At 43.2% G+C, this 17880-nt stretch carries 8 protein-coding genes; all 8 read right to left on the reverse strand.

Annotation, left to right across the window (positions count from 1 at the left end; all coding sequences use genetic code 11):
* Nucleotides 1-28: 28 nt before the first annotated feature.
* The 8 genes from G3570_RS13655 to G3570_RS13690 all read right to left on the reverse strand — a co-directional run bounded on the left by G3570_RS13655 (nucleotide 29) and on the right by G3570_RS13690 (nucleotide 17869).
* A complete protein-coding gene (locus G3570_RS13655; RefSeq protein WP_165143292.1) occupies nucleotides 29-2452 on the reverse strand; it encodes an ABC transporter permease in 2424 nt (807 codons plus the stop codon).
* 191 nt (nucleotides 2453-2643) lie between these two features.
* The gene (locus G3570_RS13660; RefSeq protein ID WP_165143293.1) at nucleotides 2644-5061 is read right to left on the reverse strand and encodes an ABC transporter permease; all 2418 of its coding nucleotides are present in this window, start codon (nucleotides 5059-5061) and stop codon (nucleotides 2644-2646) included.
* Between the two features lie 407 nt (nucleotides 5062-5468).
* Nucleotides 5469-5981 carry a DUF6265 family protein gene (locus G3570_RS13665; RefSeq protein WP_165143295.1) on the reverse strand — a complete coding sequence of 171 codons (513 nt, stop codon included), beginning with the start codon at nucleotides 5979-5981 and terminating at the stop codon, nucleotides 5469-5471.
* A 171-nt stretch (nucleotides 5982-6152) separates the two neighbouring features.
* Entirely contained in the window at nucleotides 6153-8603 is a 2451-nt protein-coding gene (locus G3570_RS13670; RefSeq protein ID WP_165143297.1) for an ABC transporter permease, read from the reverse strand.
* Between the two features lie 144 nt (nucleotides 8604-8747).
* On the reverse strand, nucleotides 8748-11177 hold the full coding sequence (locus G3570_RS13675) for an ABC transporter permease (protein WP_165143299.1): 2430 nt from the start codon (nucleotides 11175-11177) through the stop codon (nucleotides 8748-8750).
* Nucleotides 11178-11241: 64 nt separating this feature from the next.
* Entirely contained in the window at nucleotides 11242-13698 is a 2457-nt protein-coding gene (locus tag G3570_RS13680; RefSeq protein ID WP_165143301.1) for an ABC transporter permease, read from the reverse strand.
* 86 nt (nucleotides 13699-13784) lie between these two features.
* Nucleotides 13785-16250, reverse strand: a complete 2466-nt coding sequence (locus G3570_RS13685; RefSeq protein ID WP_165143303.1) for an ABC transporter permease — start codon at nucleotides 16248-16250, stop codon at nucleotides 13785-13787.
* A gap of 257 nt (nucleotides 16251-16507) precedes the next feature.
* The gene (locus G3570_RS13690; protein ID WP_165143305.1) at nucleotides 16508-17869 is read right to left on the reverse strand and encodes a RagB/SusD family nutrient uptake outer membrane protein; all 1362 of its coding nucleotides are present in this window, start codon (nucleotides 17867-17869) and stop codon (nucleotides 16508-16510) included.
* Nucleotides 17870-17880: the final 11 nt, after the last annotated feature.

Raw genomic sequence — 17880 nt, forward strand, 5'->3', positions numbered from 1 at the left:
ACATCTGTCTCTCAATTTTCCCTTTCGTCTACTCGCTCCTCAAACTGTTTACCGGGTTCGTTACCGCAGCACTAACGGCTTGAAAACTGACCGTGATCAATGCCACTATCAGTGCAATGAGTCCGGACGTTAAAAATGTTGTGAGTCCCAGTTCTATTCGAAATGCGAAGTTTTGAAGCCAATTTTCCATTACCAGGTAGGCAATGGGGACTGCGATAATAAATGCCCATCCTACAAGCCGGGCAAAATCTTTAGACAGTAGCAGTACAATATTGGGCACGCTGGCTCCAAGCACCTTACGTACGCCAATCTCCTTGGTACGTTGATAGGCCGTATAGGCGGCCAATCCGAAAAGACCGACGCAGGCAATAATAATTGCTAGACTGGAAAATATGGCGAAAATTTTTGCGGATACACGTTCCGACTCATACATTTTTTCTAAATCGTTATCCAAAAAGGTATAGGAAAACGGCCGGTCAGGTATCATGCCGGTCCACAGGGCCTCAATCTGCTCAATGGTCTCATTAAATCCGGCACCTGCAAGGCGTATCGTTAGAAAATTTTCGAACCCAATAGCACTTTCCGAGCTAAGTATAGCTAGCGGTGTTATATCGGTTCTTAGAGATTCAAAATTAAAATTTTCAGTCACTCCGATTACGGTAAAGTTAATCGTAACCTGCTCATCATTGATATTCCTGGTGTTATTGAGCCTCGCACCTACGGGGTTCTCGATGCCAAGAGCACGAACGGCCGATTCATTCAATATTACATGAAGAGAATCGTCTATACCTTCGGCAAAGGACTCACCCGCCAGTAGTTTAATACCCATTGTTTCAATAAAATGGTCATCAACCGTCAATCCTTTTGTGGTCAGTATATCCTGATCACCCGGTTGTCTAAACTGAATACCGAAAAAATTATCTCCGGGCATGGTACCGGTGGCACCCACGCTTCGGACCGCTGCAAGATTTTTAACCTGCTGCTTGAAAGATTCCGGCTGCTGAAGATTATTAAAATTTTCTACCACCATTACGTTTTCCTTATCAAAACCAAGCCTCTTATCTCTTATATAATCCATTTGACTATTTACCACCAGGGTACCTGAGATAAGTATGATAGATATGGCGAATTGAAAGATAACCAAGCCGTTTCGCAGCCACCGACCCTTGCTGTTCGACTGAAACTTACCCTTCATTACCTCAACGGGTTTCATCGAAGAGATATAAAAGGCTGGGTATATTCCGGCCAGTAAACCAACTACAATTGCGAATAGTAGCAGGGAGGGTCCGATCATAGCACTTCCAAGAAAGTCAATTACCAACTCCTTGCCAGCCAGAATATTAAAAGCGGGAAGGATGATCTGTATCACTCCTACCGCCATTACGAGGCTGATGAGACTGATAAAAACCGATTCAGCCAAAAATTGCCGAATTAATTGACTGCGATCCGAACCCATGACTTTTCGTACTCCTACTTCTCTGGCACGTTCTGCCGACCGTGCTGTTGCCAGATTCACAAAGTTTATACAGGCAATAACTAAGATTAGTATAGCTATGGAGATAAATATATATACATAGACTATACTCCCATTCGGCTTGATTTCACTTTGCAGGTTCGAATGAAGATAGATATCTGTAATAGGCTGCAGAAAGTAATTATAGCCATTACCTGCAGCTTTGTATTCGCTATAAGAAATACCTAAGTCTCTTTCTATTTGTCCGGATGCATATTTCTCAACTACTTCCGGTATTCTACTTTCCACTTCTTGCGAACTTATACCAGATTTTAGTTTTACATAGGTATAAGATGAAAAACCGGTATAGTTAGGCTGCTGTAAAAACCCCAGGTTGGTGCTTGAACTTAAAAAATCAAAGGTAATGTGTGAATTGTCAGGCACATCCTGCATCACTCCAACTACCGTAGTTTCGTTATCATTAACCTCAATTGTTTTCCCAACCGGATTTTCGTTTCCAAAATATTTTTGAGCCGTAGATTGGGTTAATATCACTGTATTGGGATTCTTCAGAATTGAATGTTTGTCCCCCTGCAGCAACTCAAAATCAAATATTTTGAAGAAATTAGAGTCAGCAAAAAACACATAATTTTCCTCAAAAACTTTATCCTTATATTCGACAATATTGGTAAAGTTAGGAAAACCCAAGAGCCGTGTTGATGCTTCTATACCGGTAATTTCATCTGCAAAAGCTTCGGAAAAGCCACTGGGAATGATGGCATAGTAACTGGTATGATCGGGATAAATCCGCTCCAGGGCTACGCGGTAAATATGTTCTTTTTCGGTATGAAACTCATCGTACGAGAGCTCATCTTGTACATGAAGCAGTATCAATATGCAACAGGCAAGCCCGACCGTAAGACCTAGAACATTTATAATAGTATATGCCCTATTTTTTAAAAGGCTCCTAAATGCGATTTTTAAGTAGTTTTTTATCATTTTTTTATAGTTTTACCTGAGGATTTCCCTTCATAACAGCCACCAGTATTCAGCTGTTATGTCAGTCACTAATTGTCAATGACTTGTTTATTATTAAGGTATGACAAATGACGGAAGTCTAAATTACAGTCATCTTTCATCAGCCTGAGATACCACTTTTCAAATCTTAAATGTTACGTTTAACGTATACATCATTCACTTTTCAAACTCTCTACCGGATTTACCAATGCTGCTTTTATAGAGTGATAGCTAACTGCTACAGTTGCTATAAACAGCGCCGCGATGGCTGACAGAATAAACACCCCTGCTCCGATCTCAATCCGATAGGCAAAATCACTGAGCCAGCTATTCATCACCAGGTACGATAATGGAAATGCCAGAAAAAGAGCCAAAACAACTAGTTTTGTAAAATCAGAGCCCAAAAGTTGGACAATATCCCAGACCGTAGCCCCTAATACTTTGCGAACACCAATCTCTTTCGTACGTCGTTCAGCGGTAAACAGGGACAATCCGAACAGACCCAAACAAGCCAGGAAAATGGCTATCAAAGAAAAACTCAGAATCGCGTTGTTCAGCAACTCCTCCTGGGAATATAATGCGGCAAAAGTATTATCAAGAAAGAAGTAGCCAAAGGATGCTTCCGAAATAACTTCTTTCCAGGTTGTTTCTAAAAAATCTAGGGTGTTACCGACTTCATTGGGATTGATCTTTACCGAAATGTAATCCACTATATCCGGTCGGTTTATCAATACAAATGGCTGAATGGACTCATGCAATGATTGGTAATGAAAATCTTGCACCACACCTACAATTTCCCCCTCCAATCCCATGGATCGGTTGATCATTATCCGACCCAACACTTCATCAGGCTTCAAACCCAGATCTTTAACTGCCTGTTCGTTTAGAATTACCGCATTGGTATCTGCGGGGGAATCAGCTCGAAAGGAACGTCCTGCGATAAAATTCAAATCGTATACTTTCGGATAGTCACCTTCTACAGTGTAGCGTTCCCAGCGGTAATCCTGATCAGATCCCCGAACCTGGAAAGTATTGGTATAGGTAAAAGTGGCAAACATCAGGTGTGAAGATGCCGTTACTGCTTTTACATTACTGTTTTGTAAATAGGCCTGTTTGACGCGATCAAAGTTGGGAATGATAGCATTATCACGGTGGATGGGAATCACCACGACCTGCTCCTCGGCAAAACCCAACTCGCTCTCCTGCATATATTGTAACTGCTGGTAAACTACCATGGTACCTACAATCAGGCTACCGCTTAATGCAAATTGTAGCATAACCAATACTTTACGAAGAGATCCACCCCCGAGATGTCCAGAAAATGTACCATTGAGCACATCTGAAGGGCTGAACTTGGATACAAAAACAGCGGGATAGGCTCCTGCCATAAGTACAAGCATTAATGTAAATCCTGCGAAAATCAACCAAGACTGTGGATCAATCAATATGCTATACACATTTTCTATACCACTGAATTCACTTACCCAAGGTTGAACCACATCTACAATAACCAAGGCCAAAACAACCGCTGATAGTACCAATAAGAAGGATTCTATATAATGCTGAGCCATCAATTGCTGGCGTGTACCACCCAACGTCTTTCTGAGACCGACCTCCTTTACTCGCTTACCGGCCTGAGCCGTAACCAGGTTAATAAAGTTGAAGCACCCTAACAGCAAGATAATCAGACCAACAATAAGTACGGCATACACATTAGCCGAACTACCGTTTATGCCCCATTCTCCTACATCAAGAGCCGAATGCAAGTGTATTTCAGTGATTGGTTGAGCCTTCACCTCATAGGTGGATCCCGGTATTTCAAAGTAGTTATTCAGTTGTCTGGAGGCTTCGGCTAAAACAGGTTCAAGATCAGCTCCCCGTTCAACCAGAATATAAGCGGGGACAAAGAGATTCACCCACTGATCAAAAAACTCCTGTCCTACTCTGCCGCCCGCCCAAAAATCCTCAGCTGCTGTTTTAATGTTACCAATGAAGTCAAAATTTAAATGAGAGTTGGTTGGAAAATCCTTCATTATGGCGGATACATATAAGGGAATATCAGTTTCTCCCTGGAAATATAGCGGCTTTCCTATGGGGTTTTCATTGCCAAAGTACTTTTCAGCCATCGATTGTGAAATGACCACGCTTCGAAATTCATCTAATGGGTCTTCTGCATTTCCTGCTATAATTTCAAAATCAAAAATGTCAAAGAAGGTGTGCTCTGCCCATCCGAAATTATCTTCGTAGAACACTCGATCTTTTTCAGGATTAGTAACAGGCATCGATCGTCTGTATTCCCAAACCCTGGCAAAATTATCAACAGCGGCATAATTCTCCTGCAGGTAGGGAGCCAGTGGTAACGGTACGAATCCGACACTCCTTTCAGTTTCCCGATTCATGCTTTGGGTAGTGAGTCGATATATACGATCTGATTTTTCATGAAAGCGATCGTAACTGAATTCATGCCTGGCATAAAGTCCGATTAATATTACACTGGCAATGGCAACTGACAAGCTTAAGACCGATAAAAAGGTAAAACTTTTATTCTTGGCAAAAGTACGAAATGCGATTTTTACATAATTCTTAAGCATTGCTTTGATACCTGATACCTATTACCTGTTACTGGTCACCCGAAAAACCTGGCGATTAACCAATTACTATTAATTAGTATCAGGTATCCAATAATCGTACCAAGATTGAAGATGACGACTAGGTTGAGGAATGAGCCCTTTTAATCTTCTTTATGTACGGTTTGAAACAGATTGTGTGCGAAAACGAACAGCTTGATGGTGGAACAAGCTGACTGATTTATCCTTCTGACTCCAAAATTCGTAATTCGTAATTTTTAATTATTTCAACTCAAGGCTGGTTCAAGCGTCCACGTTCGAATAGGAAAGGCGAAAAGCGTGAACACTCGTCACTGTTTATCAAAGTCTCCAAATAATTCTTAAATATTTTGTAAATGGCTGCAACCTTAACCTCGAGCTATTTACTATCCCTAAAGCACTCTCTTATAATTAAACTTAGCTTCTCGCTCTTTGTCCTCCTGTTCAATTATCACGTAAATATTCATTTCGTTTTCACTGATTCTCTCAAATGTAAATCCATCAAAAAACATCTTTCCCGGTGTCATCTTAACCAAGGGGAAATCTACCGTTTCGTCCTTCTCCTCCCACCCTTTTAAGTCTTTGTGGAAGTGTTTGAGTCGAAGCATCAATGTGCTGTTTTCTTCCGAAAGAGTGACAATCTCATAAAAGCGTACTTTGTTGTTGACCACTAATTTGAATGCACACATCATCGAACCGCCCAGTGGGGGCGTCCATATTTCTTCCACAAATCCTCCGAATGCTTCGCCCTTCCAGTGGCCTTGAACCCAGGCGACATCCTGAAGTGTTGCCCTGGGAGAAGCCACCCTTTCATCGAGTCTCACTGTATTGGAAAACGTTTCCTGACAATAACCCGGATTTACAGACAGGACCAATAACAGAGCAGACAGAAAGAGATGTTTCATAATGGTGTTTATACATTGAAAAATTTAAATAACAGCAAATACAAGTTAGTACATCAAACATGAGGCCATCCAAATACCACCACCTGCAAGGCGATTCGCGAATAAATTCAATTATAACAAAAGTTTTATTTTACCCATTGTTAATTATTATCGACCACTGCAACCTGCCATTCATTCACTCCTCAAACTATCTGCCGGATTCATCAGAGCTGCTTTTACCGACTGCCCGCTTACAGTCAGTAAGGCAATCAGGATGGCCCCCAAACCTGTCAACAGAAAAATATCAACACCGATGTTTGTCCTATAGGTAAAATCATTAAGCCACCTCGTAGCTGCGAAATAGGAGATCGGAATGGAAATCAAAAAGCTGATAACAACTAGTTTCAGAAATTCACCCGAAATTAAGGCCAGCACGTTCGGAACTGTAGCTCCCATCACCTTGCGAATACCGATCTCTTTGGTCCTGCGATTCACACTATGTGCTGAGAGTCCGAAGAGACCCAGGCAGGCAATGAAAAGGGCAATCAGCGAGAAAGCCGTCATCAGGTTCTGTACCCTCTGTTCTGATCGATACATCTGTTCAAACTGTTGGTCCATAAACGAATAATTGAACGGCCTGTCGGGTGCTTTCTCGTTCCACCAGGCTTCCAATTTCTCTATGGCCTCCCTGCTGTTAGAAGCACCTATAGCAAATGCCACATTTCCACTGCTCTTTCCATAAAAGAGTCCCAGGGGCTCGATATTCCGCCGAAGCGACTCATAGTGAAAATCCTTAACCACACCAATGATTCGATATTCCCTAACCTGCGAATTATCAATATTACCGTTATGATCGAACCCATAGCTTACGATTGACTCTCCAACCGGATCTTCGAATTTGAATCGTTTGACAGCTGACTCATTTAGGATGACCGTTTGCTCTTCCGTACCGCGTTCTTCATCAAAATTACGGCCGGCAACCAGTTCCATACCCAACGTTGGAATATAGTCCTCATCCACCGTCCAGGTTTGCATGCTAACCGTATTATTCTGGGTTGGCTCTTCTCCCTTTGGCCAATGGACCAGGTCATTTTTACTATATCCCTGTACTGGGAAAAAGCTTGAAATAGTGGCCGATTTAAATATGGGGTCCTTTAGCATTTCTTCTTTCAAGGCATCCACAGCATAGCTGCTCCCCAGGGTGTAGGCATCCTCAACAATGATAATTTGGTCTTTCGAAAAACCGAGCTCTTTGCTCTGTATGAAGTTCAGCTGTTTATTAATAACCAGCAGACCTACAATGATGACAATTGAAATGCTGAACTGAAATACCACCAATCCTTTTCTCATAAAAATATGTCGCCACTGTTCAGAAAAAACACCTTTCAGCACTCTGGACGGTTTTAAGGAGGATAGCATCACAGCCGGGTAGCTTCCGGCAAACAACCCTGTGATAAGTACGACTGCAAAAAGGCCTGCCATAATCGTGGGTTCATTTAAGTACCCGCTTCTGATATCCGTACCGGAAAGATTGCTGAAATAAGGCAGAGACAACTCCACCAAAAAGAGGGCTACAAACATAGCCAGAATGCTTAATAGGACCGTTTCAGACAAGAACTGAACAGTAAGCTGTGACCTGGCTGAACCCAGCGTTTTTCTGATACCCACCTCACGTGCCCTGACTGAAGATCTTGCTGTCGCCAGGTTCATAAAGTTGATACAAGCCAGCAATAACACGAACACCGCAAGACCTGAAAATATATATACGTATGTGATACTTCCGTTCGGTTCAAATTCACCGGTCAGATCGGAGTAAAGATGTATGCTTGTTAACGGTTGCAAAGCATATTCCGCACTATTCCCTGCTGCCTCGAACTCATCAAGACTGATCCCCATAAAACTCTTGAGTTGCGGTTCGACATATTGCTTTTTTATGGTTTCAAAATTTTCCTCAAATCTTTCTGCATCAACCCCCGGCTTGAGCAGTACATAAGTACGAAAATTATTACTGAACCAGCTGTTATTCTCGGCCTCCTCTGTGGTAGACATGGAAAGCATGAAGTTGAAATGAAAATGTGAAGTGGATGGCATCTCTTCAATAACACCGGTAACCTCAAATTCAAATTCATCCAGGATGATGATACGTTCACCGACGGCATCTAATTTGCCAAAGTACTTTTGAGCGATCTTATCGGTAATGACTACAGTGTTAGGCTTCTCAAGCGCCGTTTCCGGATCCCCGTATTGCATGGGAATGGTAAAGACCCTGAATACACTTGGATCCGCTAATACCAACCCATCTTCCTTGATGTTCATATCACCTCTTTTCACAATACGGCTGCCAATAGGTCGGAAACGGGTCACCGCCTCCACCTCGGGAAAGTCCTGTTTCAGCGTCGGACCCATCGGTGCCGGAGCCGTTGCCAACTCAAGATAATTACCGGAAAAATCAATTTTTGAAACTACCCTGTATATCCGATCTGAATATTCATGATGTTTGTCATACGAAAGTTCGTGTGTCACGTAGATCATAATCAGAATACAGCAAGCCAGACCCACTGCAAGTCCAGATATGTTTATAAAAGCATATCCTTTTTGATTGCGAAGATTTCGAAAGGCGATTTTTAAGTAATTTTTAATCATAACATTCTGCTTTTTAGCTGTCAGGTTTCGGCTCTCGGCAGCTGATAGCTGAAGCCTGATAGTTCATTTCATATATACTGACTGAATAAAGAGGAATGGTAACTACTTTTTCCAGTCATCAGGCTGCGGTTATCGGTCCGCTTTTCATTCCCTTCCCAAGCTCTTCACCGGATTCATCCAAGCCGCCCGCAGTGTCTGGTATGAGATTGTTGCCAGAGCAATGAATAATGCAGTCAGGCCGGCCGCCGGGAATACCCAAATCGGAATGGTTATCCGGTAAACGAATTCCTGCAGCCAGCTTTGTGCCGCATACCAAGCCACAGGTACCGCTAGAATGAATGCAATTCCAATAAGTACGGCAAAATCTTTAGATAACAGCCAGTTTACTTCAAAGGCTGAAGCACCCAACACCTTTCGTATTCCAATCTCTTGGATACGATACTCGATTGCGAACGAAGCCAATGCAAATAGTCCGAGACAGGCTATCAAAACAATTATCATTGAAAATACCATGAACAATTGTCCTCGAATGCGATCCTCCTCATAAAATTGGTCAAAACGGTTCCCCAAAAAAGTATACTCCATTGGATTTTCCGGATCAAAACGACTATTGATTTCCTGAAGTAAAGGAAGAATATTCTGCCAATTGGCGTTGGATGCACGCAAGGTATAATAATCAATGCTATGAATAGGATTGCGATAGGATGCCAGCATCATCGGGCGCATCTCCTCGCGGAAAGATTGGAAGTGAAAGTTTTTGATTACACCCACCACGCGCGGAGAGTAAGGTGTATCCTGCTCATTCAAATCCCCACTCCATACTGTGCTCGGAACATCCAGTACTTGCCCTATAGGATCTTCCAAACCGAGTTGCCTCACAGCCATCTCTGTTAACATAACAGAGTTGGAGTCGGCCACATCGTTTCGGAGAGCTCGGCCTTCAAGCAACTCAATATTATAGGTATCCAGGAAATCCTCATCAACACCGACAAAAATAGCCTGAGATTTTGCATCGCTGCCTCGGTGTTCCAAATTGGCAATTGGGAAATTCTTCCATTCACCGGGCACTCTGGATGAAACCGTTACAGTTTCTATGTCGCTGAGTTTTTCAAATTCCTGTTTGATACTCTCAAACTGCGAACGCAAGGCACCACTATTGATATCTATAACCAGTAAATTATTTAGATTGAAACCCAAATCTTTTTGCTCAACATATTGAAGCTGGTTATAGATTATAATAGTAGTAGATATCATGACGATGGAAATAGCAAACTGGGCTACTACAAGTATTTTCCTCAAGGAAAAAGTATTGACTCCAATTTTAATCTCTTTTTTAAGTGCCGTTGCAGGCTCAACCCGGGATAGAAAAAAGGCAGGATAAATAGCAGAAGAAATGCCAGCTATTAGAACAATAATACCCAAAACCGTATACATTTGAATATTATCAAAGGGCAGAGATAGACTTTTATTGAGATATACATTTAACTGAGGAAGCAACAGTTCAATAGCAAATAGCGCAAGCAGCAAAGAACAGGTGCTGACTAGCAGTGCTTCCCCAACAAACTGGCCAATCAGTTGCCATTTTTGTGCTCCAAGTGTTTTTCGCATCCCTACCTCTCGGGTACGTCGCGAGGCAGCAGCCGTAGACAAATTCATATAATTGAAACAGGCAATGGCCAGCAACAGCACAGCTATGATAATGAACATGTAGGTATATAAGGGGTTCCCTTCCCGTGAATTCATACCTCCCTGAATTTCGCTTGAGTAGAGATGGATATCTGTTAAAGGTTGCAAACTAAAGTTACTCTGGTAGTTGACTTCTTCCCCATAGTTTTCAGTTACCAGGGAAGTCAACTTTCCCTCAAATGCTTTTTTGTCAAAGTCGGGGCGCATCTTTAGATAGGTTACAAAAGAATTTGAAGTCCAATTTGAGCTGACCCACTCCTTCCACTGCCCGATTTCCCGCTCCCAGGTAGGAACAGCGTGAATGGTATTAATAGTTAAATGGGAATTGTCCGGAAAATCTTCAATAACTGCGGAAACGGTCGCCTGAAATACATTGGTATATAGATTTTCACCAACTACATCCGTTCTGCCAAAATATTTTTTCGCCGTAGATTCGGTAATAACAATATTGTCCGGACGGCTGAGCGCCTCAGTAGGATTGCCGTATAAAGCCTTATAATCAAAAAATTGGAAGAAATTGGAATCAGCTATCCAGATGCGTTCGTAATCCCTGTTTTGTGGCTCGTTACCTACGGTCAGCCTGCCAATTTCGATCAGCCGAAGATAGGTTTCTGCCTCCGGGAATTGTGCAACAGCTTCCGGTCCTACCAGCGGAGCGACTGTTGCCACTTTTCTAGTTTCGCCGTCCACTTCTTCAATTTTTTGAATAATCCTATAGGTTCGTGCAGCATCCTCGTGAAATGTATCAAAACGCAATTCATCTATGACATAAAGGGCAAGAAGAATGGAACAGAAGAAGCCCAGCGTCAATCCTGTAATATTGACAAATGAAAATATTTTATTCTTGTGTAGATAACGCCAGGCAATTTTAAGGTAATTCTTAATCATGACTTTAAATGTTCAACTTCCACTTTTCAAGTTTGACGTTCCATATTTAACCTTTCACGTACACCTACTCACTTCTCAAACTATCCACGGGATTAAGCATTGCAGCTTTTATAGAATGATAGCTTACACTCATTAACGCAATCAGCAGAGCTGTAAGGGCAGAATACACGAATACTCCGGCCCCAATTTCTATGTGATAGGCAAAGTCAGAAAGCCATTGCTCCATGATATACCACGATACCGGAGCTGCCAGTGCCAGCGATACAGCAATCAGCTTCACGACGTCTTTGTTCAACAACAGAATAATCTGATCAATACCGGCTCCAAGCACTTTGCGAATGCCTATCTCCTTCGTTTTATTTAAGGCTGTTAAACCTGCTAGTCCGAAAAGCCCGAGACATGAGATCAGAATAGCCAGTGCCGTAGAAGCAGCCATAATATTCAACCATCTTTGGTAGTCTTCATACTGCTGGGAAAGCGCTTCATCCAGAAACCAATAATTGAATGGAGTAAAGGGTGCTACCCTATTCCAGGCACTTTCGAGCTTGGGCAAGGTTTCAGCAACCATACCCTCTCCGATTTTGACCGCTACCGCGTTTATACCCCCCTGGTCCGGATCCATATGAAATAGCATCGGTTCAATTTCCGATTCCATGGATAGAAAGTGGAAATCTTTCACTACGCCTATAACTGTGGACGGATTCTCTTCTCCCTTCCAGGGCAGGTTTTGTCCGATAGGGTTTTCCCATCCCATAGATTCTACCAGAGACTCATTCACGATGATGGAACCGGTAACATCAGAGGGTCGACTTTCAGAGAAATTTCGGCCCGCAACGAGTTCAATACCGAGTGTATTAATCAGATCTTCATCCACATAATAAATGTGAGAGCGTTTCTCCTCACCATTAACACCGAAAGCGTAAATATTCGACCCCTGGGTTATGGCAGGTGCCATTCCGCTCACGTATCTCACACTCGGCACTTCACTCAAAACAGTTCGATAACGCTCCATCAACCGGGTGCCCTTTTCGTTCCAGCCCGTATGAGTAGGTATGAACACAACCTGCTCTTCATTGTAGCCAAGTTCCTTGCCGCTTACATATTCCATTTGTCGGAACATCACAAGAGAACTGATGATGAGAAAAATAGAAAGGCTGTACTGTATAACGAGCAATGCCTTCGATAGCCTTGGCTTGAAAGCATAGGCCTTGAGCCCTTTCAACACTTTTACAGGTTGAAAACCTGAAAGGATCAACGCGGGGTAACTGCCCGCGAGGATGCCCGATAACAGTGTTATTCCAAACAGAACTGCCAGGAAGCCTGCATCACCGGTATAACTGATCGACAGTGTTTTACCGGCAATATTATTGAATAGGGGCAACGCCAGCTCGGCCAGGCAGACTCCGGCTACCAGGGCCAGCAGGCTGAGCAACTGAGTCTCTCCCCAAAACTGAAGCGCTATTTGGCCGCGCCGTGCGCCGGAGGCTTTTCGAATGCCCACCTCTTTCGCCCTACCTGAAGATCGGGCCAGCGCCAGAGTAATATAGTTGATACATGCAATAACAAGTATCAATATTGCTATGGCACCCAAAATATAGGAGTACAATGAATTACTGACTTTGTGCCAATGTGCCGAAGCATCAAGATGAATGCCGCTTAAAGGGGTCACATCAAACTCAGCTACGGTAGCATCTTCAGGCATGCCCAACCGGTCCCTGGCCGCTTGCCGGCTTTCAGAGTATCGCTCTTCAGCAAAATCTCTAAGTTTGTCTACAAATTGATCGGCTGACGCTCCGGGATAGAGACTTACAAAAAGTGGTGTATTAAAACTGTTCCAACGATCAATATTAAATTCATAATAGGGCTTGTTCTCAGTGCGCATTACCATAGAAAAGGTGATGCTGGAATTTTCGGGAGGCTCTTCAGCAATAGCAGAAACCGTGTAGACTTTTTCCTCACCCTGGATAGTAACGATAAGTGTTTTACCGACAGGATTATCTTCTTTGAAATATTTCCTGGCCGTATTCAGAGTTAATACAACCTTCCCCGGATCATTCAATGCATCCTCTGCTGTTCCTTCGAGGAGAGGAAATGAAAACATCTTAAAAAATGCAGAATCAGCCATCAGTACTTCCTGTTGAAAGGAACGGTCTTCATGACGTGCAAGGAAAGTATTTTCATCTACTCTCGAGAAATGTTCTATTTCCGGAAATAACTCAGCAATTGTTGGACCCAATGGCAGAGGCAACCAGGGTAACTTACTCACCCCATCAGGAAGTGAGGTATCGTAGAATGGGGTAGGTTCAATATCCGATTTCAGCTTTTCATAACGCAGCTCTTCGACTCTATATATATTATCCACGTTCTCATGAAACCTGTCGAAAGAGAGCTCATCCTGGATGAACAGAAAAATTATTATACAGCCGGCAATACCTATACTCAGACCTGCAATATTAATCACAGAGTACAGTTTCTGTTTTCTAAGATTCCTCAGGGCTATTTTAAAATAATTTTTAAGCATGGCACTATTCAATTAGCAAAGTGCAATTAACAATTTGGTAACCGATCTTTATTGCTAATTGATAATTACTCATTGTTATTTGTTCATCATTCGCTTCTTAAGCTTTCTACCGGGTTAACAAATATTGCTTTCACCGACTGGTAGCTGACCGTCAGCCAGGCTACAGCCAAGGCAGCCAGACCGGCAAGTGCAAACAAACCAATACCCAGATCTATGCGATAGGCAAAGTCTTGTAACCATTGAGACATGGCATACCAGGCAATCGGAGCCGCGATAATAAAGGCGATAGCCACCAGCTGTGTGAATTCTTTGTTTACCAACAATACTATACTGGAAGCCGAAGCCCCCAATACTTTACGGACCCCTATTTCCTTGGTTCGACGTACCACCATCAGTGAAGCCAAGCCGAAAAGTCCCAGGCAGGCTATTATTATGGCTAAAGTGGCTCCTGTGGTTACAATACGGCTGAGACGTTGCTCCCGGCGATATTGGGTATCCAGTACTTCATCTATGAAGGTGTAATTGAAGGGCGCTTCCGGTGCAACCTGCTGCCAAACCTCCTGAATTGAACTGACCATGCCCTCTAAATTGCCGGAACTGAATTTAAGGGTATATCTCGGGTCAAATGAATTCCTGATATTCAAATTGGATATTCCGCTCAATAGAATTTCTGGATTCTGGGCTAATATCAACGGCTCAATGGGAGTGTGTAAAGACTCATAATGAAAATCTTCAACCACACCTATAATTTCATGATCTATGAAATCCTTACCCGATAGGCGTTGACCAATAGGATTTTCCCAACCGAAATAATCTACCGCTGCCTTATTAACAATTATTGCCCGGCGTGAATCAGAAGGATTATTTTCAGAAAAATTCCGACCCGCTATCAACTTTATTCCCAGTGCCGGAATAAAGTCGGCATCTACAAAGTTAGCATGGAAATCGGTAGACTGCTCTTGATCATTATAAAAGCCCATTCGGAACCAGCCAGCTGTTTGAACAGGCGTAAAGGAAGAGGTACTGATAACCTGTACATCAGGCAGTGAAGAGAGTTCTGTTTCTAAAATCTGCTTCCTGCTGCTTGCCCGCTCCAGAATCTGATTAATAGGAACCTGAGGAGAATTTGTAAAACCGGATTCCAACTGCAGTACCTGGTCCTCCTGATAACCGAGGTTCTTATTCTGCACATACTGAAGTTGCTTATATATAGTTATGGTTCCTATAACCAGTACTATTGAAAAAGAGAACTGGAATACAACCATAAACTGTTGAAATCGACCTTTATCCCCAGAAAGATTCAACCGCCCTTTCAATACCTCTACCGGTCGGAAGCCCGATAAAATCAACGCTGGATAGATACCGGCTATCAGACTGATGAATAGCGATAACAGTAACAGGCTTCCAACGGTCTCAAGATTATAACTGAGCTGCAAAGTAGTCTGTGAAAGATCATTAAAGAATGGCAGCAAAACCTCGGCAAAGGTGATTCCGACCCCCATAGCAAGCAGCGACATCAAAAACGATTCACCCCAAAACTGGTACATCAGATGTTGTCGAACGGCACCGATAGTCTTTCGTATACCCACTTCCTTGGCCCGGGAAGTTGAGCGACTGATGGAGAGAGTCATAAAATTCACACAGGCTATCAGTAACACCAGCATTGCAATTGCTGCTAAAATGTAGGTATAGGCCGGATCGGTGACTACCGCAATACCAGCCGGCAGCTCTGTATTCAAATGAATATCAGTAAGTGGCTGAAGTCCGACGGTATAGTTGGTTTCCTCATACAACTCGGGACCCAGGGCGCCCTCCATCATAGAGGCAAATTTGGCATCCAGCTGTTTAGGGTCTGTCCCTTCTGACAAGGTTAAATAGGTACTTCCAAAAATATTAAACCAGCTTTCCATACCCTGCTGACCAACCAGATCCTCAAGATTCTGGGTGGGTATTAGCACACTGTATCTGATGCTGGAGTTAGATGGCGGATTTTCAATTACAGATGTCACTGTAAAATCACGGTATTCATCACCGGTGCGAATAGAAAGTACCTGTTGTATAGGATCTACATTACCGAAATATCGCTCAGCTGCCTCTTTAGAAATTACAACCGAGGAAGGAGAACTAAATAAGGCCTCTCTGTTTCCATTGATAACCTTGAAATCAAAAATTTTAAAAAAGTCATCATTTACTGCCAAAACCTGCTCCGTCAAAGGGTCCTGTTCTTCGCTGGTTTTAGCCAGGTTGCTGAATTGATACAGGTATGTGAGATGTTCAATTTCCGGGATATTGCTCTTCAAAGTGGGTCCCAAAATAACCGGGGTAGCTGTGTTCATTATCTCCCTGCCGTCGGGGGTAGTTTCATTGACCCAGGCCCGGTAAATACGATCCGACTTTGAGTGAAATGTATCATAACTCCACTCATTGATGACATACATTCCTATGAGCAGACAGCATGCTATCCCTATCGCAAGGCCAAAAATGTTGATGGACGAATACACTTTGTTTTTAAACAGGTTGCGAAAGGCAATTTTAATATAGTTGCGTATCATTAGTATGGGTTATCACTTTTTGGTTATGGTATCATACAGCAACCGACAACCGGTATCTGTTACCTAATAACCAAGTATCCAATAATCGTACCAGCCTTCTCTATCTGCTTCATTAATCTCTAAACGTGATGTTTTCAGCATAGTAATGTGCGATTTGAAACAGATGATGTACGAAATCGAACAGCCAATCTGTATTTATAAATAAAAAAGGCCGGATCAATGACCCGGCCTTTCAGAAATGATGTTAATTGAGATCTTTAAACGTTTTCGTTTTCAGGTATCGGGAAGGATTCCCACACGTTATCACCTGCGCGGTCAATAGGCAGTTGATCCAGTCGATCATAGCGACGCATGTCAATCCACCGGTGTCCTTCGAAGAAAAGTTCATAACGTCGTTGACGTAGCATCTCGTCAATTACGGCATCCTGTCCGCCTAAACCGCGATCGAAATCAGACAGTCCGGCAGCATCACGAATTACGTTGATGTCGTCCTCGGCGTCATCCAGATCACCTGCATTGTTCCGCTGTGCAAGGGCTTCCGCGCGCAACAGAATTAATTCTGCATTTCGGATCATTGGGAAAGGAGCAGTCTGCGACTGGTAGACAAACAGACCGTAGTTGCTGCTTAGTCCATCTAATGAAGCTTCTTCATCGCGAAGAACCACCTTATTGTCAACCCGTTCGTCACCTGCTTCAGCGTCAGCCACCCATGATGGATGTGCAACCCAACTGTCGCCGGAACCTGCATTGGGATCTGCAAATACCGGATTGAGCTGATCATTAGTGGCGGTGGAATAGACGTGGTAAACCCCCAGCCCAAGATCTGCTGTTTCATCAATGAATGAATCATCCAGGGCTGATAATACAGTATCAAAATTCCCGCGATAGGCTGCAACCCTGGCTCTCAAAGCCCGATTGAACTGAAGGAATCCGGGCGGTGTATCAAAACCGGCAAATCCACTGGATAGTGAAAAGCTAAATGCAGCGCCCGCATTTTGCAAATCCGTGGCTGCATCATCCAGCAAGGCAGCAATTTCTGCATAGGCATCATCCTTGCTTAATACTGCGCCGGTTTGCTGTAAGTCCGTCTCGTTTTGCAGTCTGATACCGTTTTCATTCTGCATCGTCAATGCCATCAGGTATTGATACCCTTTGATGGTATTCGCGAACCCGTAAACGCCATTCTTTTCCGCATCGGAAAGGGCATCACCCTGAATGGTGTTTACCGACTGAATAAGAATATTGGCGTTTCGAATATTGGTATAAAATGCCGCCCATGGACGGGTAGTATAGAAAGATCCGGCATCGAGCTCGGAATTACCCTTACCCAGAAGATCACCTGTGTTACGAGGCTCCGCAGCCAGGAAACGGTACATTTCACGTCCTATCATACCGGTATTGATATGATAGATGCGAAGATCGGTTCTAAGACCCGACTCCGTACCGGTTACGAGCGTGTTTACCTCAGACCGCGTCGGATTGTTGATCACGGTGCCTAACTCAGTGTTGTTGGGATCGGGACGATCCTGAATCTTGAAGATATCACATCCCGAAACGAACACAACAAGCACAATGAGCAGTGCTGTATGTTTTAGATAGATGTTTTTGGAAAAATTCATAATCAATTACC

Source organism: Halalkalibaculum roseum (assembly GCF_011059145.1).
GTDB lineage: Bacteria > Bacteroidota > Rhodothermia > Balneolales > Balneolaceae > Halalkalibaculum > Halalkalibaculum roseum.

Coding starts and splice junctions, on each gene's coding strand:
- G3570_RS13655 (WP_165143292.1), bottom strand. CDS start 2,452: ATGATAAAAAACTACTTAAAAATCGCATTTAGGAGCCTTTTAAAAAAT.
- G3570_RS13660 (WP_165143293.1), bottom strand. CDS start 5,061: ATGCTTAAGAATTATGTAAAAATCGCATTTCGTACTTTTGCCAAGAAT.
- G3570_RS13665 (WP_165143295.1), bottom strand. CDS start 5,981: ATGAAACATCTCTTTCTGTCTGCTCTGTTATTGGTCCTGTCTGTAAAT.
- G3570_RS13670 (WP_165143297.1), bottom strand. CDS start 8,603: ATGATTAAAAATTACTTAAAAATCGCCTTTCGAAATCTTCGCAATCAA.
- G3570_RS13675 (WP_165143299.1), bottom strand. CDS start 11,177: ATGATTAAGAATTACCTTAAAATTGCCTGGCGTTATCTACACAAGAAT.
- G3570_RS13680 (WP_165143301.1), bottom strand. CDS start 13,698: ATGCTTAAAAATTATTTTAAAATAGCCCTGAGGAATCTTAGAAAACAG.
- G3570_RS13685 (WP_165143303.1), bottom strand. CDS start 16,250: ATGATACGCAACTATATTAAAATTGCCTTTCGCAACCTGTTTAAAAAC.
- G3570_RS13690 (WP_165143305.1), bottom strand. CDS start 17,869: ATGAATTTTTCCAAAAACATCTATCTAAAACATACAGCACTGCTCATT.